Raw genomic sequence first — 19,242 nt, forward strand, 5'->3', positions numbered from 1 at the left:
GGTGAGTTCTACGCCAACCTCCGGCTCCGGCCGTACCTGCGGGCGGCGTACGACCAAGGCACGATCGACGGGCACCAGCTGGAGGTGTTCGAGCTGGTGTGCCGGCGGCTGGCGGCCGGCAAGTACGACGACCCGTCGGAGCCGCCGAGCCGGATCCATGGCGATCTCTGGTCGGGCAACGTCCTGTGGAGCGCCCACGGCGTACACCTGATCGACCCGGCCGCGCACGGCGGTCACCGTGAGACGGACCTGGCCATGCTCGGCCTCTTCGGCATGCCGCAGCTCGAGCAAGTCCTGCGCGCGTACGACGAGGCGCACCCGCTCGCGGAGGGCTGGCGTGACCGGATCGGACTGCACCGGCTGCACCCGTTGCTGACCCATGTGGTGATGTTCGGCGGGAGCTATGTCGCGCAGGCGATCGCCATGGCGCACAAATATGGATAAGACTCTTCCAAACAACCCACGCGATCACCGGAGCCCACCCTGATTCCGCAGCCTGTCACCCAGAACCCCCTGCCCGACCAGACCTTCACGCTGCAGTCCTCGGCGACTGTCGGCGTACTCAGCACCGAGGAGGCGGCCACCTGGGTGGCTGACCAGCTCGCCGCCCAGCTCCGCCTGTCCACCGGCTTCCCCCTGCCCGTGGAGCCGGGCACCGGCACCATCACGCTCTCGACCGACGGACCGAGCTCGCTCGGCGCGGAGGGTTACGAGCTCCGCGTGGACAGCTCGGCGGTGACGCTCACCGCGGCCACGGCCGAGGGCCTCTTCCGAGCCGTGACCACGCTCCGCCAGCTGCTTCCGGCCATGGCGGATGCGGGCACGGAGCAGTCCGGCCCCTGGGAGATCGCCGGTACGACGATCGCCGACGCACCGCGCTACCCGTACCGCGGCGTCATGCTCGACGTGTCCCGGCACTTCCGCTCGGTCGCCGAGGTCAAGCGCTGCATCGACCTCGCGTCGCTCTACAAGCTCAACCGGCTCCACCTGCATCTGTCCGACGACCAGGGCTGGCGGATCCAGGTGGACTCCTGGCCGGAGCTGACCAAGCACGGAGCGAGCTCCGAGGTCGGCGGCGGCCCGGGTGGCCACTACACCAAGGCGGACTATGCCGAGATCGTCCTGTACGCCGCCGAGCGGTTCGTCACCGTGGTCCCGGAGATCGACACCCCGGGACACACCAACGCGGCGCTGACGTCGTACCCCGAGCTGAACGCCGACGGCGAGGCGACGGAGTACTTCACCGGCACCGAGGTCGGATTCAGCTCGCTCGCCGTGCACAAGGACGTGACCTACGACTTCCTGGACGATGTCTTCCGGGAGGTGGCCGAGCAGACGCCGGGCGACGTCATCCACCTCGGTGGGGACGAGGCGCACTCGACTCCGCACTCGGACTACCTCACGTTCGTGCCGAAGGCGGCCGAACTGGTCGTCAAGCACGGCAAGCGGGTGATGGGCTGGCACGAGATCGCCGATGCACCGCTGCCGGCCGGCAGCATCGTGCAGTACTGGGGTACCGACGACGACCGGTCGCGGGAGCTGACCCGCAACGCGGCGGCCAACGGCGCCGAGGTGGTGATGTCGCCGGCCAACCGCGCGTACCTGGACATGAAGTACGACCAGGACACGCCGTACGGCCTCGACTGGGCCGGTCTGGTCAGTGTGGAGAAGGCCTATCGCTGGGACCCCGCGACGCTCATCCCGGACCTGCCGGAGAGCGCCGTGATCGGCGTGGAGGCGCCGCTGTGGTCGGAGACCTTCGACGACATGTCGAAGATCGAGTACATGGCGTTCCCGCGGCTGCCGGGCATCGCCGAGCTCGGGTGGTCGCCGGCGTCCGCGCTGGACTGGGAGTCGTACAGGGCGCGGCTGGCCGGCCAGGCGGCGCGCTGGGACGTGCTGAACGTGAACTACTACCGCGCTCCTGAGGTCGACTGGAGCTAGTGCCCCAGGACGCGGTCCAGCAGCCAGGCGGTGGTCTGGTCCACGTCCTGCTCGGCGACGGTGAGGTGCGTGGCGTCCGCTCCCGCGGTGTCACGCACCTCGAGCCGGTAGACGTACCGGTCCGGTTGCGGGCGGCCGGTGCCGAGCTTGCCCTGGTCGAGCGCACGCACTGCAGCCTCCAGTCTGCCGGCGTCCGGTTCGGCGTTCGTGTCGAGTTCACCGTGCGCCATCAGACCGGCGAAACCGCCACTGCGGGTCACTTTGACGATCAAGAGTGCCTCCTCGGGCCACCATTGCGTGCCCCGCAACGAATGTCCAGAGCCGCGCGACACGCCGGGAAACCCGATCAGGTTCGCGCGACCATCACCCGGCGTACCGGCGAAATGTCCTTCGTTGCCATCGGCCGGAACCCGGCGCCGGCCGCGAATCAGCAGGTCGGCGCGGGATTCGGCGTACGCCGGGGTCCCTGAATGTCGCGGAGAAGCTGAATCGGAGCGCACACACAGCGTGGCGGGCGGCGACTATTAGCGACACGTGTTCGTGGTCACCCCTTCCACGCGGCCCCAGATCGGCTACAGTTGTCGCGTTGCACTTTTGGACTCCCACTGACTTTCGCTGTGCTGCATGGCCGGTTCTGTCTTCTGGGGCCTTTCGGCGACACGTGGCTCATGAGGTGTGGGTCGCGGTTTGTTACAAGCCATCAAGGAGATAGACACAAATGGCTGTCGGTACTGTCAAGTGGTTCAACGCTGACAAGGGCTTCGGCTTCATCACCCCGGATGACGGTGGCGCGGACGTGTTCGCGCACTACTCGGCCATCCAGACCTCGGGCTTCCGCTCGCTGGACGAGAACCAGCGCGTCGAGTTCGAGATCACCCAGGGCCAGAAGGGCCTGCAGGCGGAGAACATCCGCCCGATCTGATCTCTGGATCACCCTTCTCGAAACTGAAATGAAAGAGCCGCACACCATCCCGGTGTGCGGCTCTTTCGCCGTCCCGGGCGCCCTAGCGGTAGCGAGGAATGATCTCGGCGACAACCTGCTCCAGGACGTCCTCGTTGCCCGCGTAGACGCCTTCGGCGCGGGGCCAGTGGGTGATGACGTCGGTGAAGCCCAGCTCCCCCGCACGGCCGACGACGTCCTCGAAGGCGGCCGCGCTGGACAGTGAGTAGCGAGCCGAGTCCAAGGCCAGGTAGCGGTCGAACGGCGTGCGCTGGAGTACGTCGTCCAGCCGGTGGCTGAGGTCGACGACGGACGCGAACCAGGTGTCGAAGTCCGGCGACTTCAGGCCCGTCGTCACCCAGCCGGTGCCGTACTTCGTGGCGAGCCGGAGCGACCGTGGTCCGTTCGCGGCCATGATGAACGGCACCCGCGGCTGCTGCACGCAGCCCGGCAGAGTGCGGCCGTTGCGGGTCTCGAAGTACTCGCCGAGGTAGTCGACACCGTCGTTCGTCAGCAGCTTGTCCAGCAACTCGACGAACTCCGTCAGCCGGTCGACCTTCTCCCGCGCGGTCAGCTCCGGACCGCCCTGGATCGTCGCGTCGATGCCGCCACCCGACCCGATGCCGCACAGGAAGCGACCGTCGGACACGTCGTCGAGGGCCAGGATGTCGCGCGCCAGCGCGAGTGGATGGCGGAAGTTCGGGGACGTCACGAACGTGCCCAGCCGGATCGTCGACGTCACCAGCGCCGCCGCGGTCAGCGTCGGCGTCGTGCCGTACCACGGCGAGTCCTGCAGGCCGCCCCAGGTCAGGTGGTCGTAGGTCCAGACATGGTCGAAGCCGAGCTCCTCCGCCCGCCGCCACCGCGGCGCCGCGTCCTTCCACCGGTACTCCGGCAGGATCGTGATCCCGAATCGCATGCCAGCACCCTAGTGCCCTGCTGTTCCCGGAGTTTGCCGAAGGCATCCGATGGCTGCGTGCTAACGCGCCGGCGTCGGGAAGCTGGCCAGGGAGTCCGTGCCGATGCTGCCCAGCCAGACCTTCCCGTCCCGCTCGCGCACCCCGGTGGGCATGTGGAAGTCCGGGTGTTTGGCGCGGAGGTCGTGCACCAGCGTGCCGTTGTCGTCGTACGCCTGGATCTCGATGATGTCGGCGGCCTTCGGTTTGAGGGCTTCGGGCAACTGCCAGACGAGCTTGCGGAAGACGGGCTGCTTCGGCAGCAGCAGGTCGAGAAGGGCGTTGCGGGGTGAGCCGATCGCGACCCAGATCAGGCCGTCCGAGCCGCGCGCGATGTTGTCCGGGAGCCCTGGGATCGCGGCCACCTGCACCGGGTCGGCTTCGGGATCGGTGAGGTCGAGCTTGTACAGCCCGTAGGTCGCGGACTCGGCCCAGAACAGCGTACGGCGGTCGCCGCTGAGCGCCACGCCGTTGGGGAACGAACGGCCGGTGGCCAACTGGGTGACCTGACCGTCCGGGGTCAGTCGATACACGCTGCCGGTCGAGGAATGCTCCAGCAGGTCGGCCATCCACTCGTCGACACCGAAGCGCGTGGACGAGTCGGTGAAGTAGATCGTGCCGTCCGGCATCACGTCCGCGTTGTTGCAGAAACGCATCGGGCGGCCGTCGATCTCGGCCAGCAGCGTCGCGATCCGGCCGTCCCTGTCCAGTGTCAGCAGGCCGCGGTTCGCGTCGCAGATCAGGACCTTGCCGTCCGGCAGCCACTCCAGACCGAGCGGCCGGCCACCGGTGTCCGCGAGGGTGGTGATCGTCCTGCCGTCCGCGCTGACCCGCAGGATCCGTCCGTCCAGCAGGCCGGTCAATACGCTGCCGTCGTCATCGATCAGCGCGTCCTCGGGTCCGTGCCCTGGCAAGGCGACCGTCTCGACGTCGATGTTCCTCGGGTGACGGACCGGAGCAGCCGGCGGCGGAGTCCAGCGAACCGGCGAGATCGAAGACTTCATGCCGCCGACCTTAACGCGTACGTCGCACTGCCTGTCAGTGGGTCAGCACGAAACGCGACAGCCCGGCCCGATCGGCGATCGGTCCGGGCTGGGCGTTGTGGATCAGAAGATGACCTCGCCGCGGGCACGGCGGGCGCGAAGCTTCTCGAGGGCCTCTTCGAGGATCTCGGCGGCCTCCTGCTCGCTGCGGCGTTCCTTCACGTAGGCCAGGTGCGTCTTGTAGGGCTCGATCTTCGGCGGCGGGGGCGGGTTGTTCACATCGGTGCTGGTCGGCAGACCGCACCGCGGACAGTCCCACGCCTCCGGAATCGCTGCCTCGACGGCGAACACCGTCGCGGTCTCGTGCCCGTTCGCACAGAAGAACACGATGCGCTGCCGGGGCGCGCTGTCGCCGCGCTCCGCCTCGCCCATCGGGCCCGCACCGACCCGGCTGCCACGAATCGCACTACCACCACCAGCCACGGGAACCTACTCCCCCTCAGCCGAGCTTGTAGAGCAGGCCGAGCGCCACGATGGCAGCGAACCAGATCAGACCGATGCCGATCGTGATCCGGTCGAGGTTCCGCTCCGCGACCGATGAGCCGCCCAGGCTGGACGACACACCGCCACCGAACAGGTCGGACAGACCGCCACCGCGGCCTTTGTGCAGCAGCACGAGCAGCGTGAGGATCAGGCTGCAGATGATCACGACGATCGAGAAAGCGAGAATCACGAGGAGTAGCCTAACTGAAGGTCCAGGTAACGGCAGATTCCGGCGAACTCGTCGACCTGCAGGCTGGCACCGCCCACCAGGCAACCGTCCACGTCCGGTTGGGCCATGATGCCACCTGCGCTGGCCATCTTCACCGATCCACCGTAAAGAATCCGTACCGAGTCGGCCACCGAGGGTGAGAACGTCTCCTCCAGCCGGCCCCGGATGCCCGCGATGACCTCCTGCGCGTCCTCCGGGGTGGCCACCTCGCCGGTGCCGATCGCCCAGACCGGCTCGTAGGCGATGACGAGCTTGCGAACGTCGTCCGCCTTCAGCCCGGCGAGCGCGCCGTCGATCTGGTTGACGCAGTGCTCGACGTGACCGTCGGCCTGCCGGACCTCGAGGCCCTCGCCGACACAGACGATCGGGATCAGTCCGGCCTCGAGCACCTTGGCTGCCTTGGCGTTCACCACCGCATCGGTCTCGTGGTGGTACTGCCTGCGCTCGGAGTGCCCGGCCAGCACATAGGTGCAGCCGAGCTTGGACAGCATCGCCGCCGAGATCTCACCGGTGTAGGCGCCCGCGTCATGCAGCGACACGTCCTGGGCGCCGTACTTGATCTTCATCCGGTCACCGTCGACCAGCGTCTGCACGCTGCGGATATCGGTGAACGGCGGCAGCACCGCGACCTCGACCCGCTCGAAGTCGTGCTTCTTGTCCTGCAGCGTCCACGACAGCTTCTGCAGCAGGTGCACGGCCTCGACATGGTTGAGGTTCATCTTCCAGTTGCCCGCCATGAGTGGCGTACGGGCGGCATCCGCCATCGTGCTCAGTCCTCTTCCAGTACTGCGAGACCCGGGAGCTCCTTGCCCTCCAGGTATTCGAGCGACGCCCCACCACCGGTGGAGATGTGCCCGAACGCGTCGTCCGCGAAGCCTAGCTGCCGCACGGCCGCGGCGGAGTCACCGCCACCCACCACGCTCAGCCCGTCCACCTCGGTCAACGCCTGCGCGACGGCCTTCGTTCCGCCCGCGAACGCCTCCATCTCGAACACGCCCATCGGGCCGTTCCAGAACACCGTCCTCGCACCGGCGATCTCGGCGGCGAACGCCTTGCCGGACTCCGGGCCGATGTCGAGGCCGAGCTGGTCGGCCGGGATCGCGTCGGCCGCCACGACAGTCGCCGGCGAATCGGCCTTGAACTCGGGCGCGACCACGATGTCGGTCGGCAGCACGATCTCGACGCCCTTGGCCTTCGCGGTCTCCAGGTAGCCCTTGACCGTGTCCAGCTGGTCATCCTCGAGCAGGCTCTTGCCGACCTCGTGTCCCTGCGCCTTCAGGAAGGTGAAGACCATGCCGCCGCCGATCAGCAGCTTGTCGGCCTTGGCCAGCAGGTTGTCGATCACGGCGAGTTTGTCCGACACCTTGGCGCCGCCGAGCACGACGACGTACGGGCGCTGCGGGCTCTCGGTCAGCTTCTTCAGTACGTCGACCTCCGCCAGCACCAGGCCACCCGCGGCGTGCGGCAGCTGGCGCGCGACGTCGTACACGCTGGCCTGCTTGCGGTGCACGACACCGAAGCCGTCGCTCACGAACACATCGGCCAGCGCGGCCAGCTCTTCGGCCAGCGCACCTCGCTGCGTCTCGTCCTTGCTCTCCTCGCGCGGGTCGTACCGCACGTTCTCGAGCAGCAGCACCTCGCCCTCGTCCAGCTCCTGGACGGCTTCCTGCGCGCTGTCACCGGTGACGTCGGCCGCGAAGTGCACGGTGATGCCCTCGGGCTGCAGCAGCTCGCCGAGCCGCTTGGCCACCGGGGCCAGGGTGAACTTCGGGTCCGGCGTGCCCTTCGGGCGGCCGAGGTGCGCGGTGACGATCACCTTGGCGCCGGCCTTGGCCAGCTGGACCAGCGTCGGCAGCGACGCGCGGATCCGGCCGTCGTCACCGATCGTGTCGCCGTCGATCGGCACGTTCAGGTCGGAGCGGACCAGCACCCGCAGGCCGGCCACGTCGCCCAGTTCTTCAATCGTCTTCACTGTCAGCTTCCTTCGAAGAAACGGCTAACGTCCGGAGAACTGTGGCAGCAAGCCACAGTCCCCCGGACGCAACGTGAACGGGACGCGTCAGAGCGAGGCGCCGACGTGGTTGACCAGGTCGACGAGGCGGTTCGAGTAGCCCCACTCGTTGTCGTACCAGCCGACGACCTTGACCTGGTTGCCGATCACCTTGGTCAGGCCCGCGTCGAAGATGCAGGACGCCGGGTCGGTGACGATGTCGGTGGAGACGATCTCGTCCTCGGTGTAGGTCAGGTAGCCCTTCAGGGTGCCCTCGGCGGCGGCGGACTTGTAGGCCTCCTTGACCTCGTCGGCGGTGACCTCGCGGCCGACGGTGACGGTGAGGTCGGTGGCCGAGCCGGTCGGGACCGGGACGCGCAGCGCGTAGCCGTCCAGCTTGCCCTTGAGCTCCGGCAGCACCAGGCCGATCGCCTTCGCGGCGCCGGTGGAGGTCGGCACGATGTTCAGCGCGGCGGCGCGGGCGCGGCGCAGGTCCTTGTGCGGACCGTCCTGCAGGTTCTGGTCCTGGGTGTACGCGTGGATCGTGGTCATCAGACCCTTCTCGATCGTGAACGCGTCGTGCAGGACCTTGGCCAGCGGGGCGATGCAGTTCGTGGTACAGGACGCGTTCGAGATCACGGTGTGCTTCTCGGCGTCGTACAGGTCGTGGTTCACGCCCATCACCACGGTCAGGTCCTCGTTCTTCGCCGGGGCGGAGATGATGACCTTCTTGGCGCCGTTGTCGGCGTGCGTCTTGGCCTTGGTGGCGTCGGTGAAGAAGCCGGTCGACTCGATGACGACATCGGCGCCGACGTCGGCCCACTTCAGGTTCGAGGGGTCGCGCTCGGCGAACGCCTTGAAGCTGTGACCGGAGACGGTGATGTCGTCGTCGGTCGCGGAGACCTCACCAGGGAAGCGGCCCAGGATCGAGTCGTACTTCAGCAGGTGAGCGAGGGTCTGGTTGTCGGTCAGGTCGTTGACGGCGACGACCTCGATGTCGGCACCGGACGCCTGCGCGGCGCGGAAGAAGTTACGGCCGATCCGGCCGAAGCCGTTGATACCTACGCGTACGGTCACGGGACTGCGTCTCCTCAGAACTAGCTTTCGAGCACTGCCGCTTCACCCCGAACACTAGCCCAAGAGCCCACTCGGCCAACTGGTAGCGTCCACAGCAGACCACCGCCGCTCGCGACGGCCTCACGGGCGGACCAGCGGCACGCACAACGGCCCCGGAAACTTCCGGGGCCGCCATGCGAATACCAGTTGACTGGCTGGTACTGGATCAGGCCGGGTCGAGCATCTCCGGGGTCAGGTTCGCCTCGGTGTTCGGGATGCCGAGGTCGGCGGCGCGCTTGTCCGCCATCGCCAGCAGGCGGCGGATGCGGCCGGCGACAGCGTCCTTGGTCAGGGCCGGCTCGTGCAGCTGGCCGAGCTCCTCCAGACTCGCCTGCTTGTGCTCGAGCCGCAGCTTGCCGGCCACCTGCAGGTGGTCGGGTACGTCGTCGCCCAGGATCTCCAGCGCACGCTCGACGCGTGCACCGGCCGCGACCGCGGCACGCGCGGAGCGGCGCAGGTTCGCGTCGTCGAAGTTGGCCAGCCGGTTCGCCGTCGCGCGGACCTCGCGGCGCATCCGCCGCTCCTCCCACGCCAGCACCGACTCGTGCGCACCGAGGCGCGTCAGCAGTGCACCGATCGCGTCGCCGTCGCGGATCACCACTCGATCGACGTTGCGTACTTCGCGGGCCTTCGAACCGATGCCGAGTCGCCGGGCAGCGCCGACCAGCGCCAGAGCAGCCTCGGGACCGGGGCAGGTCACCTCGAGCGAGGACGACCGGCCGGGCTCGGTCAGCGAGCCGTGCGCGAGGAACGCACCGCGCCACGCGGCCACCGCATCGCAGGAGGCACCTGACACGACTGCCGGCGGAAGGCCGCGGACCGGACGGCCCCGGTTGTCGACCAGCCCGGTCTGGCGGGCCAGCGCGTCACCGTCGCGAACCACGCGAACGACGTACTTCGTCTGCTTCCGGATTCCGGATGGGGAGATCACGACGACGTCCGACGGGTGGCCGAAGATCTCGGCGATGTCCTTGCGCAGCCGGCGAGCAGCGGCGCCGCTGTCCAGTTCGGCTTCGATGACGATCCGCCCGGACACGAGGTGCAGACCGCCCGCGAACCGCAGTACGGAGGACACCTCGGCCTTGCGGCAACAGGGTTTCGTGACCTGAATACTGGTCAACTCGGACTTCACCTGTGCTGTCATCGCCATGAACGCAATCCTCCCACCGCTGTCAAAGACCCTCGGGGCTGCAACTCCAACGGCCACCCGGCCGATCCGTTACGGGCGGTGAGTCACTCGAAGAGTTCGCGGTAGATCTTGGCCAGTTTGCCTGGGTCGTGGTGGAGCTGGCGGTCCTCGGCGGCGATGTCGGCGATCACCAGATCGGCGCCGAGTGCTTGCGCGGTACGGCGTAGGGACTCCGGGTCGGGGACATGCTGCTCGTCGGCGAGGACTACATCGATGCGCAGATCCGGCGCATGAGCGGCCAGAACTTCGAGGTGCGTTTCCGGCGAGAAGCCGTCGGTCTCGCCCTTCTGTTCACCGAGGTTGAGGGTGAGCAACCGACGAGCGCTGGTTTCCTGGAGACCGCGGGACAGTGCGGGAACCAGCAAGTTCGGGATCACTGACGTGAACCACGAGCCCGGGCCGACCACTACCCAGTCGGCCTCCGCGATGGCCACCAGAGCCTCGGGACAGGCCGGCGGGTCGGCCGGGTCGAGCGCGACATCGACGACTTGACCCTCGGTCGTCGCCACCTCGGCCTGGCCGCGAATCTCGGCGATGGCCTCCGGATGCTCCGGATCCAGTCCGAGCACGCGCGCGGTGATGTCCAGCGGTACGGCGGACATCGGCAGGACGCGGCCTTGTGCGCCGAGTAGCCGGGCCACCCAGTCGAGTCCGTCGACTGCTTCGCCGAGCAACTCCCACAACGCGACGATCAGCAGGTTGCCGACCGCGTGATCGTGCAGCTCACCGTTGCTGCGGAACCTGTGCTGCAGTACGTCGGCCCACGTCCGGCCCCACTCGTCGTCGCGGCACAGCGCGGCCAGCGCCATCCGCAGATCGCCAGGCGGCAGCACACCGAGCTCGCGACGCAACCGCCCGGACGAGCCGCCGTTGTCGGCGACGGTGACGACCGCGGTCAGTTGGTCGGTGACATGACGGAGTGCGGACAGCGAGGCTGCCAAACCATGCCCCCCACCCAGGGCGACGACCCGGGGAGCTGAGCGGGGATCTGGTGATCGTCCCCCAGCCGGCATGCCCGAGCGCCCCGGCCCGTGCTCTCCGCGGGCAGAGTCGTCCGAGATGCTCTGGCTCACTCCCGCCCCAGATCCCGGTGCACGACCAACGTCGGTGACCCTCTCTCGCGCAGCCTGCGGGCGATCTCCTCGGCCATCGCGACACTGCGGTGCTTACCCCCGGTGCACCCGATCGCGACGGTGACGAAGCGCTTGCCCTCGTTCAGGTAGCCGGTCCGCAGGGTGTCCAGCACGTCGACGTAGTTCTGCAGGAACTGCTGGGCCAGCGGATGGCCGAGGACGAAGTCTGACACAGGCTTGTCCTGCCCGGTCATCGGGCGCAGATCCGGCTGCCAGTACGGGTTCGGGATGAACCGCATGTCGGCCACCACGTCGGCGTCGACCGGGATGCCGTACTTGAACCCGAACGACACCACGGTCGCCCTGAGCTCGGCGTTCTCCTCGTCGCCGAAGGCGTTCACGATCTTCGCGGCGAGCTGGTGGATGTTCATGTTCGAGGTGTCGATGACCAGGTCCGCGCCGGCCCGGATGTCGCCGAGCAGTTCACGTTCGCGCTGGATGCCGGTCAGCAGCCGGCCCTCGCCCTGCAGTGGGTGCGGCCGGCGGACGCTCTCCTGCCGGCGCACGATCACGTCGTCGGACGCCTCGAGGAACAGCGTCAGCGGTCGGTACCCCTTCAGCCGCAGGTCGTGGATCGCCGAGCTCAGTTCGTCGAAGAACAGCCCGGTCCGTACGTCGACGACGATCGCGAGCCGTGGCGCCGCGCCGGTGCCGACGACCTGCTCGACGAGGGTGGTGAGGAACATCGGTGGCAGGTTGTCGACCACGAACCAGCCGAGGTCCTCCAGTACGTCCGCGACCGAGCTCCGTCCCGCGCCGGACATGCCGGACACGATGATGAGATTGCCGCCCGAGTCGTCCATCAGCTCTCAGTTCTCCCTGGGTCCCCGTCGGGCGCCCCGGCCGGCGCCGGGACGTCGTCGTCCAGTATCTCGCCTGTGGCCGTGTTCACCGACGGCGCCCGGCCGGTGTCGGCCTTCGTTGCCGCAGCGTTCACCGCGAGTACGACGGATTCCGCCGTACGACGACCGAATCCGGGCAGGTCGGCGACCTCGTCGACGGTCGCCTGGCGCAGCTTCTTCAACGACCCGAAATGCCGCAGCAGGGTCTTGCGCCGCACCTCGCCCAGGCCGGAGACCTCGTCGAGGACGCTCTCCACCATCGACTTCGACCGTCGGCTGCGGTGATGGGTGATGGCGAAGCGGTGCGCCTCGTCGCGCAGCCTCTGCAGGAGATACAGCCCTTCGGACGTGCGGGAGAAGATGACCGGGTCCTCCTCGTCCGGGACCCACACCTCCTCGAGCCGCTTGGCCAGGCCGACGACCGGGATGTCGCCGAGGCCGAGCTCGTCCATCGCCTGCCGCGCGGCCGCGACCTGCGGCGGACCACCGTCGACCACGACCAGACCGGGCGCGTACGAGAACTTCCGCGCGCGACCTGTCTCCGGGTCGATCAGGCCGGCCACAGGGTCCTCGTCCTCCTGCAATGTGGCCCGCTCGTCGAGCAGCCGCTTGAACCGCCGGGTCAGCACCTCGGCGATCGAGGCGACGTCGTTCTGCCCGTCGACGCCCTTGATGACGAACCGCCGGTATTCGCTCTTGCGCGGCAGGCCGTCCTCGAAGACGACCATCGAGGCGACCACCTCGGTGCCCTGCAGGTTCGAGACGTCGTAGCACTCCAGCCGCAGCGGCGCCTCCGGCAGATCGAGCGCGGCCTGGATCTCCTCCAGCGCCAGGTTGCGGGTGGTCAGATCGCTGGCCCGCTTGGTCTTGTGCATGGTCAGCGTCTGCAGCGCGTTCCGCCCGACCGTCTCCATCAGCGCCTTCTTGTCACCGCGCTGCGGGACCCGGATGAACACCTTCGAGCCGCGCAGCTCGGACAGCCACTCGGTCAGCGCCTCCGCGTCGTCCGGCTCGGTCGGGACCAGGATCTCGCGCGGGATCACGTCGCCCGAGTCACCGGCGTACGTCTGCTGGATGAACCGCGACACCAGGTCGCCGGTGGTCGCCGTACCGTCGGCCTTGTCCGCGATCCAGCCGCGCTCACCACGGATCCGGCCGCCACGCACGTAGAAGATCTGCACCGCGACCTCGAGCGGGTCCTCGCTGAGGGCGATCACGTCGGTGTCGGTGCCGTCGCCGAGGACCACCGCGTTCTTCGCCAGTGCCTTCTCCAGCGCGGCCAGGTCGTCGCGGATCTTCGCGGCGCGCTCGTACTCCAGCTCGGCCGCCGCGGCCTTCATCTCCTTCTCCAGCCGGCGCACGTACGTTGCGGTCTGGCCGGACAGGAAGGCGGCGAAGTCGTCGACGATCTTGCGGTGCTCCTCCTGGCTCACCTGACCGGTGCAGGGCGCGGCGCACTTGCCGATGTAGCCGAGCAGGCACGGACGGCCGATCTGGCGGTGCCGGTTGAACACGCCCTTGCTGCACGAGCGCATCGGGAACACCCGCAGCAGCAGGTCGACGGTCTCGCGGATCGCCCAGGCGTGACTGTACGGACCGAAGTACCGCACGCCCTTCTTCTTCTGGCCCCGGCCGACCATCACCCGCGGGTAGTCCTCGTTGAGGGTGATGGCGAGCCACGGGTACGACTTGTCGTCGCGGTACTTCACGTTGAAGCGCGGGTCGTACTCCTTGATCCAGGAGTATTCGAGCTGCAGCGACTCGACCTCGCTGCCGACCACGGTCCACTCGACCTTCGAGGCGGTCGTGACCATCGCCTGGGTGCGCGGATGCAGGTTGATCAGGTCCTGGAAGTACGACGACAACCGGGCCCGCAGGTTCTTCGCCTTGCCGACATAGATCACCCGTCCGGCGGCATCACTGAAGCGGTAGACACCGGGTGAGTCGGGGATCGACCCTGGAGCGGGACGGTACGAGGACGGATCAGCCACCCAACCACCCTAGTTCGGTTCGCCGACAAATCCGGAATTGTGCAAAAGTCTCTACTGCGCCTTCAATGACACACTTGAAGGCATGAACCTCGACGAACTGGATCGGCTGATCCGCACGTACGACGGCCTGCGGGTACTCGAGGCCCAGGACGACCTGTTCTACCTGTACGACCCGGCCGCGGACCTGCCGCCGGAGCGGCAGCAACCCTTCGCCACGATCGTCACCGGCGACCACTACGAGAAGGTCTCCCGGCTGGACGAGCCCGGCGCGTGGCGGCTGAACATCGGGCTGACCAAAGCGACGTACACCTCACTGTTCGGATCCGTGCCGACCGAGCGGGACGCCGACTGGGTGCTCGACTCGGCCCACGACTACACCCAACGCGACAAGCTGATGCCGCACCCCTTCTACGCCTCGCAGTACTGGGTCTGCATCGTCTCCCCCACCGAACTCGACCCGTTGAAGCCGCTGCTGACCGAGGCGTACGAGTTCGCCGTCCGCAAGTACGACCGGCATCGGGCGCGGCAAACCAGGTGAACATTGCGGTCGTGTTGCGGGTTGTCCCATAAGGCCGGTTTGACCCCCGGTTGGGATGAGCGGGCTCTCTAGCGTGTGACTCAGGGTAGATGTGCAGGACCTTTGCGTGAGGCAACAAGGCCTTGCGCTGACTCGAGGGAGTTCCGCCCATGTCCCTATCCGTACGCAGGCCACGTGCCGTTCTCGGCGCCGTGGCAGCCGCCGCGCTCGCCGCCACCGCGATCGTCGCCACCGCTGCCGGCAGTGATGCCGCACAGCAGGCGGACGTCACGATCCGCGGCGCCGGCACCCCAGGCGCGATCCCAGGCAGCTACATCGTCGTCCTCGCGGGCCAGCGCTCGCAGGCCCAGACCCGGGCCACCAACCAGAGCCTGGCGAGCAGCTACGACGTGAAGGTCCGCGACCACTACGACGCGTCGATCAAGGGCTTCTCGGCGAGTATGAGTGAGGAGCAGGCGAAGAAGCTGGCCGGCGACGCGCGGGTCGCCTACGTACAGCAGAACCAGAAGATCACGGTCAGCCAGGACGACCCGCCGTGGGGCCTGGACCGGGCCGACCAGCGCGACCTGCCGCTGGACAAGAAGTACGAGGCAGCCACCACCGCCGACAACGTGAACGTCTACGTGATCGACACCGGCATCTACGCCGAGCACAAGGACTTCGGCGGCCGCGCGTCGGTCGGCACCGACACCGTCGGCGACGGCCAGAACGGCGTCGACTGCATGGGTCACGGCAGCCACGTGGCCGGCACCATCGCCGGTACGACGTACGGTCTCGCCAAGGGCGCCAAGGTGTTCGGCGTCCGGGTGCTCGACTGCAGCGGCTCGGGTTCGACCGAGTCCGTGGTGGCCGGGATCGACTGGGTGACCAAGAACGCGAAGAAGCCCGCGGTGGCGAACATGAGCCTGGGCGGCGGCGCGGACGACGCGCTCGACGCGGCGGTGAAGGCGTCGGTCGACTCCGGCGTCACGTACGCCGTTGCCGCGGGCAACGAGGGCTCGGACGCGTGCGGTGGCTCGCCGGCCAAGGAGCCGTCCGCGATCACGGTCGGCGCGACCGACGACCAGGACCAGAAGGCGACGTTCTCGAACTGGGGCAAGTGCGTCGACCTGTTCGCACCTGGTGTCGACATCACGTCGGTCGGCATCACCGACCCGGACGCGACCGCCAAGATGAGTGGTACGTCGATGGCCACGCCGCACGTGGCCGGTGGGGTCGCGCTCTACCTGGCCGACCACCCGGACGCGACGCCGGCTGACGTCGCCACCGCCCTGGTCGGCGCCTCGACGCCGGACAAGGTCGGCGACCCGGGCACAGGTTCGCCGAACAAGCTCCTGTTCGTCGGCAAGGCCGACCCGGCACAGGGCTGACACGGGGCCCGGCCGCTCTCGCAGAGCGGCCGGGCCCTTCGCTGTCGTCAGGCGGACTGCACGATGTTGCTGCCCTCGACGGCCACGTTCACCGCGGGGAGCGGGCGCTGCGCCGGACCACTGGTCGGGCTGCCGTCGCTGATGCTGAAGTGGCTGCCGTGGAACGGGCAGACGATCTGTCCGCTCTCGATCGAGCCCACCGGGTTGCCCTGGTGGGTGCAGACCGCGGAGAAGCCCTTGAACTGGCCCGCGGCAGGCTGCGTCACGACCACCTTCGCGTCGGTGAAGATCTTGCCGCCACCGACCGGTACGTCGGACACCGGGCCGAGGACCGTGCCCCCGCTCGCACTGGACGGCGGCGCGGAACTGGTCCCGCTGGTCGGCGCCGAACTGGTGCCCGTCGTCGGTGCTGAGCTGGTGCCGGTCGTCGGCGCGGAGCTGCTCGTGCCGCCTCCCGCCGTGTTGTCGCCACCACCGCAGGCCGCGAGAATCGGGGCGCTGGCACCCACGAGTGCAGCCATGGCCGCACAGCGCAACACCGTCCTCCGGTCGCGCACGTCCTCGGGCGCAGGGGCCGCCTCGGTCGACTGCGGGGTGGGTGGTGCCATGGTGTCATCGCTCATGAATCTGGACCTCCAGGAGCTTGCTGGTCGAAGTAATTGAACGCTCTGCTTCTTTGCTGTCTACCCGACCCCTCCAAACGGGCGGATACCGAGTCAAACGGCCGGCTGAGGCGAACGGTTCAACCACCACGGGATTCAACCGCGATTTGAAAGTTTGCTGTGAATCAGCTGGCAGTGCGGGTGACCGTGTCGACCACCCGGGCCGCCAGGTCGAGCACAGCGCGCCGCGTCTCGGCCTGGAGCTCCTCGGTGTGCATCGGCCAGGCCTGCGCGATGTGGACGTCGTACGGCAGCACGATCGGCTCCAGACCCCGTTGCCGGAAGGCCTCGACCAGCCAGTTGATCGAGCCCGGGTGGACGTTCTCGACCATGGTGATGACGACGATGCCGCGGCTCAGCAGCACGTCCTGTCCGTCCGGCGTCAGCTGGTCGAGCTGCGTCAGGCAGTAGTTCGCCACCTGCTGCGCGGACGGCACCACGAGCACAGCGCAGTGCCCCGAGGACGCCATCACGGTGGCGATCTCGTCGAACATGGTCCCAGGGCAGTCCACCACGGCCAGGCCGACGTCCCGCGCGCCTTGGCCTTGCACCTCGGCGAGCGTCGTACGGACCGCGTCTGCGCTGGGGTCGCTTCGGACCAGACTGACGCCCTCGATCGGACCGGCGCCCAGTGACACCTCAAGTCGTCGCGACAGCTCCGCACCGGCCGGGTCGACGTCCACCGCGACCACGCGGTCGCTGCGTTGCGCCGCAAGCATGGTGGCGAGCAGTGCGGTGACTGTCGACGTACCGCCGTCGGTGACCGGACTCAGCACGCCGACGCGACGCATGATCGCGATCGGTCGGCGGATGGTCGCGATGTGGTCGACGTCGCGCTGCATCCGTCCGGACGCGCCGATCAGGTACGCCGCCTCGGACGCGATCCGGCGGAAGTGCCGGAACACCGAGTCGCCCTCGTCGCCCTCCTGCTGCGGCTGCGGCGCTCCCCACCCGTCCTGCTGAGGCTGAGGCGGCGGCTGCTGCGGTGGGTACTGCTGGTACGGCGGCGCCTCCTGGTACGGCGGAGGAGGTGGCGGCATGTACTGGTACGGATCCGGCTGCGGCGGCGGGTACTGGCCCTGGTCGTACTGCGGCGGCGGGTACTGCTGTGGCGGGTACTGCTCCTGCGGATACGGCTGCTGCGGGTACTGCTGTGGTGGGTATTGCTCCTGCGGGTAGGGCTGCTGCGGGTATTGCTCGTACGGCTGCTGTGGTGGGTAGTACTGCTGCGGCGGGTACGGCTGCTGGTCGTACTGCGGCGGCGGGTACTGCTCCTGGGGGTAGGGCTGGGGCGGGTACTGCTGGGGCGGGTACTGCTGTTGCGGTGGCGCCGGGGCAGGCGGTGCTTCCGGACCCGGTTCCGCGGGAGCCGGCGGGTTGTCGGTGCGGGCCTGTTCTTCGGCCGGTGGCTGCTCCGCCATCCGGCGCAGCATGTCACCCTGCCAGTTCGATTCAGTCATTCCATCCGGTCGTCAGAACGCGTGCAGCAGTTTGGAGTAGACGCCGAACACACCCAGCGCCAGGGGGACCGTCACGATGATCGCCCCGACCTCAAGATAGTCGAGCAGTTGTGTGAGCCGCGCGCGGACATGCTCCGCCGGTGCGAAACCGAGACCGAAGGCGCAGAACATCGCCACCAGCACCAGCAACCCGAGCGCGATGAACGCACCGCCCTGACCGTTCAGCGCCGCGATCAGCACGCACCCCGTCACGATCGTGAACGCGGCCGCGAACAGAACGGCCACCTCACTCACCAGCGGGTACAACCGCGACCGCGACGCCAGCAGGAACGCCAGCACCAGCGCGAGTGCGACCGCCCACGCACCGCCCTGCCGCAGCAGCATGATCCCGGCTACCGCCGAGGACACTGCGATCGGCACGGTCGCCAACGCGAGACCCAGGTGCGCCGCGTTCAGCGCACTCTGCACGTCGCCGCGCATGATCTCCTGGCCGGACGCGCGACGGTCGTCCAGGTTGGACAGTCCGGACAGCGCCAGCGCCATCCGCGGCAGCAGTCCGAGCAGCAGTACGGCGAGCAGTGCCGCGAGCGCACCGACCCGCTCGGTGGCCAGTCCGGTGCCGACACCGATCATCCAGACCGCGACGAACAGGATCGACGTCGCGGAAGCGACCGCGCCACCACCGGCCACGCCCGCGGCGGCGTACAGCAACGGTCCGAAGGCAAGACAGAGTGCGCCGAGCGTGATGACGAGCCCGAGATCCCATCCCGCATCGAGCGCCCAGAAGCCGACCGACAGCGCCAGCAGCACCGTCGCGACCGTGATCAGCGGGATCGCGACCACCTTGCTGCCGCCGCGACCGAGGGCGATGCCGATGAAGGCACAGATCGCGGCCAGCACCACCAGGATCGCCGCGGTCAGCGCGTTCGGCGCCGCCACCAGCAGCGAGATCGCGCCGGCGATGATCGAGAACACCAGCCCGGCCCCGGCCAGGATCCGCCGGTGCGCGGGCTTGAACGTCGTACCTCGGCGTTTGAGGTCCTCGACCGCTTCCTCGGTGACGTCGTACACGGTCGGGGGCGGAGGCAGCTCACCCTCGGCCGCGAGCCGCAGCACCGTGCCGTCGATGATCTGCGCGGACGCGAGTGTGCCCTCCGGCGGAACCAACGCACCGGCCGCGGTGGTGAGGAAGCGCCGCTGAGGTGTCTGCTGGAGCGGCTCGTCCAGCATCCGCAGCAGGTCCGGCAGCAGTACGCCGAGCGGTTCGTCGGCGGGCAGCACCGCATCCAGCCGACGGCGCTGACCGATCACCGTCACCCGGCTGTACACGCTCATCCTTGTCTACTCCCGTCGTAC

Annotated in this window: 19 protein-coding genes and 1 pseudogene; 5 read left to right on the forward strand and 15 right to left on the reverse strand. The window is 68.5% G+C overall.

Annotated elements, in window-relative coordinates:
* Positions 1-15: 15 nt before the first annotated feature.
* Together ACGFH6_RS28675 and ACGFH6_RS28680 are read left to right on the forward strand one after the other, a co-directional pair.
* Positions 16-444: pseudogene (locus ACGFH6_RS28675) on the forward strand (fructosamine kinase family protein); the annotation flags it as partial.
* A 42-nt stretch (positions 445-486) separates the two neighbouring features.
* Positions 487-1,944 (forward strand): beta-N-acetylhexosaminidase, encoded by a 1,458-nt coding sequence (locus ACGFH6_RS28680; RefSeq protein ID WP_393390563.1) that lies wholly within the window; start codon positions 487-489, stop codon positions 1,942-1,944.
* On the opposite strand, the gene ACGFH6_RS28685 is transcribed toward ACGFH6_RS28680, so the two are convergent.
* Positions 1,941-2,216 (reverse strand): protealysin inhibitor emfourin, encoded by a 276-nt coding sequence (locus ACGFH6_RS28685; protein ID WP_393390110.1) that lies wholly within the window; start codon positions 2,214-2,216, stop codon positions 1,941-1,943. The two genes, ACGFH6_RS28680 and ACGFH6_RS28685, sit on opposite strands and share 4 nt — an antisense overlap.
* A 446-nt stretch (positions 2,217-2,662) precedes the next feature.
* Here ACGFH6_RS28685 and ACGFH6_RS28690 point away from each other — a divergent pair, with 446 nt between their 5' ends.
* Entirely contained in the window at positions 2,663-2,866 is a 204-nt protein-coding gene (locus ACGFH6_RS28690) for a cold-shock protein (RefSeq protein ID WP_012921273.1), read from the forward strand.
* A gap of 82 nt (positions 2,867-2,948) precedes the next feature.
* Here the strand turns inward: ACGFH6_RS28690 and ACGFH6_RS28695 are convergent, their stop codons facing one another.
* From ACGFH6_RS28695 to uvrC, 11 genes are all read right to left on the reverse strand, one after another.
* Positions 2,949-3,803: an LLM class flavin-dependent oxidoreductase gene (locus ACGFH6_RS28695; protein WP_393390113.1), complete on the reverse strand. Its 855-nt coding sequence runs from the start codon at positions 3,801-3,803 to the stop codon at positions 2,949-2,951.
* Between the two features lie 60 nt (positions 3,804-3,863).
* Positions 3,864-4,844 (reverse strand): SMP-30/gluconolactonase/LRE family protein, encoded by a 981-nt coding sequence (locus tag ACGFH6_RS28700; RefSeq protein WP_393390116.1) that lies wholly within the window; start codon positions 4,842-4,844, stop codon positions 3,864-3,866.
* Positions 4,845-4,946: 102 nt separating this feature from the next.
* A complete protein-coding gene (locus ACGFH6_RS28705) occupies positions 4,947-5,306 on the reverse strand; it encodes an RNA polymerase-binding protein RbpA (protein WP_131356954.1) in 360 nt (119 codons plus the stop codon).
* Positions 5,307-5,322: 16 nt separating this feature from the next.
* Entirely contained in the window at positions 5,323-5,556 is a 234-nt protein-coding gene (gene secG / locus ACGFH6_RS28710) for a preprotein translocase subunit SecG (RefSeq protein WP_393390120.1), read from the reverse strand.
* The gene (tpiA, locus tag ACGFH6_RS28715; RefSeq protein WP_360446973.1) at positions 5,553-6,359 is read right to left on the reverse strand and encodes a triose-phosphate isomerase; all 807 of its coding nucleotides are present in this window, start codon (positions 6,357-6,359) and stop codon (positions 5,553-5,555) included. Before tpiA ends, secG begins: the two co-directional genes overlap by 4 nt.
* A gap of 5 nt (positions 6,360-6,364) precedes the next feature.
* Positions 6,365-7,567, reverse strand: a complete 1,203-nt coding sequence (locus tag ACGFH6_RS28720; RefSeq protein ID WP_360446971.1) for a phosphoglycerate kinase — start codon at positions 7,565-7,567, stop codon at positions 6,365-6,367.
* 87 nt (positions 7,568-7,654) lie between these two features.
* Complete coding sequence (gap, locus tag ACGFH6_RS28725; protein WP_393390123.1) at positions 7,655-8,662, reverse strand: type I glyceraldehyde-3-phosphate dehydrogenase; 1,008 nt, start codon at positions 8,660-8,662, stop codon at positions 7,655-7,657.
* A gap of 205 nt (positions 8,663-8,867) precedes the next feature.
* On the reverse strand, positions 8,868-9,851 hold the full coding sequence (whiA, locus tag ACGFH6_RS28730) for a DNA-binding protein WhiA (protein ID WP_131515928.1): 984 nt from the start codon (positions 9,849-9,851) through the stop codon (positions 8,868-8,870).
* An 83-nt stretch (positions 9,852-9,934) separates the two neighbouring features.
* Positions 9,935-10,903, reverse strand: coding sequence for a uridine diphosphate-N-acetylglucosamine-binding protein YvcK (yvcK, locus tag ACGFH6_RS28735; RefSeq protein ID WP_393390126.1), 969 nt, complete (start codon positions 10,901-10,903; stop codon positions 9,935-9,937).
* Positions 10,904-10,959: 56 nt separating this feature from the next.
* Positions 10,960-11,826 carry an RNase adapter RapZ gene (rapZ, locus tag ACGFH6_RS28740; protein ID WP_131515931.1) on the reverse strand — a complete coding sequence of 289 codons (867 nt, stop codon included), beginning with the start codon at positions 11,824-11,826 and terminating at the stop codon, positions 10,960-10,962.
* Positions 11,826-13,856: an excinuclease ABC subunit UvrC gene (gene uvrC, locus ACGFH6_RS28745; RefSeq protein WP_393390129.1), complete on the reverse strand. Its 2,031-nt coding sequence runs from the start codon at positions 13,854-13,856 to the stop codon at positions 11,826-11,828. Before uvrC ends, rapZ begins: the two co-directional genes overlap by 1 nt.
* 82 nt (positions 13,857-13,938) lie before the next feature.
* Between uvrC and ACGFH6_RS28750 the strand changes: the two genes are divergently transcribed.
* Both ACGFH6_RS28750 and ACGFH6_RS28755 read left to right on the forward strand, forming a co-directional pair.
* Positions 13,939-14,394: a DUF6194 family protein gene (locus tag ACGFH6_RS28750; protein ID WP_393390131.1), complete on the forward strand. Its 456-nt coding sequence runs from the start codon at positions 13,939-13,941 to the stop codon at positions 14,392-14,394.
* Positions 14,395-14,543: 149 nt separating this feature from the next.
* On the forward strand, positions 14,544-15,764 hold the full coding sequence (locus tag ACGFH6_RS28755; RefSeq protein ID WP_393390133.1) for a S8 family peptidase: 1,221 nt from the start codon (positions 14,544-14,546) through the stop codon (positions 15,762-15,764).
* Positions 15,765-15,811: 47 nt separating this feature from the next.
* On the opposite strand, the gene ACGFH6_RS28760 is transcribed toward ACGFH6_RS28755, so the two are convergent.
* The 3 genes from ACGFH6_RS28760 to ACGFH6_RS28770 form a co-directional block, all read right to left on the reverse strand.
* A complete protein-coding gene (locus tag ACGFH6_RS28760) occupies positions 15,812-16,387 on the reverse strand; it encodes a Rieske (2Fe-2S) protein (RefSeq protein ID WP_393390136.1) in 576 nt (191 codons plus the stop codon).
* A 164-nt stretch (positions 16,388-16,551) separates the two neighbouring features.
* Positions 16,552-17,886 carry a MinD/ParA family protein gene (locus tag ACGFH6_RS28765; RefSeq protein ID WP_393390139.1) on the reverse strand — a complete coding sequence of 445 codons (1,335 nt, stop codon included), beginning with the start codon at positions 17,884-17,886 and terminating at the stop codon, positions 16,552-16,554.
* 12 nt (positions 17,887-17,898) lie between these two features.
* Complete coding sequence (locus ACGFH6_RS28770; protein WP_393390141.1) at positions 17,899-19,221, reverse strand: EsaB/YukD family protein; 1,323 nt, start codon at positions 19,219-19,221, stop codon at positions 17,899-17,901.
* Positions 19,222-19,242 lie beyond the last annotated feature (21 nt).

This window comes from Kribbella sp. NPDC049227, assembly GCF_043197265.1.
GTDB lineage: Bacteria > Actinomycetota > Actinomycetes > Propionibacteriales > Kribbellaceae > Kribbella.

Coding starts and splice junctions, on each gene's coding strand:
- ACGFH6_RS28750 (WP_393390131.1), top strand. CDS start 13,939: ATGAACCTCGACGAACTGGATCGGCTGATCCGCACGTACGACGGCCTG.
- ACGFH6_RS28755 (WP_393390133.1), top strand. CDS start 14,544: ATGTCCCTATCCGTACGCAGGCCACGTGCCGTTCTCGGCGCCGTGGCA.
- ACGFH6_RS28760 (WP_393390136.1), bottom strand. CDS start 16,387: ATGAGCGATGACACCATGGCACCACCCACCCCGCAGTCGACCGAGGCG.
- ACGFH6_RS28695 (WP_393390113.1), bottom strand. CDS start 3,803: ATGCGATTCGGGATCACGATCCTGCCGGAGTACCGGTGGAAGGACGCG.
- ACGFH6_RS28770 (WP_393390141.1), bottom strand. CDS start 19,221: ATGAGCGTGTACAGCCGGGTGACGGTGATCGGTCAGCGCCGTCGGCTG.
- yvcK (WP_393390126.1), bottom strand. CDS start 10,903: ATGCCGGCTGGGGGACGATCACCAGATCCCCGCTCAGCTCCCCGGGTC.
- ACGFH6_RS28690 (WP_012921273.1), top strand. CDS start 2,663: ATGGCTGTCGGTACTGTCAAGTGGTTCAACGCTGACAAGGGCTTCGGC.
- tpiA (WP_360446973.1), bottom strand. CDS start 6,359: ATGGCGGATGCCGCCCGTACGCCACTCATGGCGGGCAACTGGAAGATG.
- ACGFH6_RS28700 (WP_393390116.1), bottom strand. CDS start 4,844: ATGAAGTCTTCGATCTCGCCGGTTCGCTGGACTCCGCCGCCGGCTGCT.
- whiA (WP_131515928.1), bottom strand. CDS start 9,851: ATGGCGATGACAGCACAGGTGAAGTCCGAGTTGACCAGTATTCAGGTC.
- rapZ (WP_131515931.1), bottom strand. CDS start 11,826: ATGGACGACTCGGGCGGCAATCTCATCATCGTGTCCGGCATGTCCGGC.
- ACGFH6_RS28765 (WP_393390139.1), bottom strand. CDS start 17,886: ATGACTGAATCGAACTGGCAGGGTGACATGCTGCGCCGGATGGCGGAG.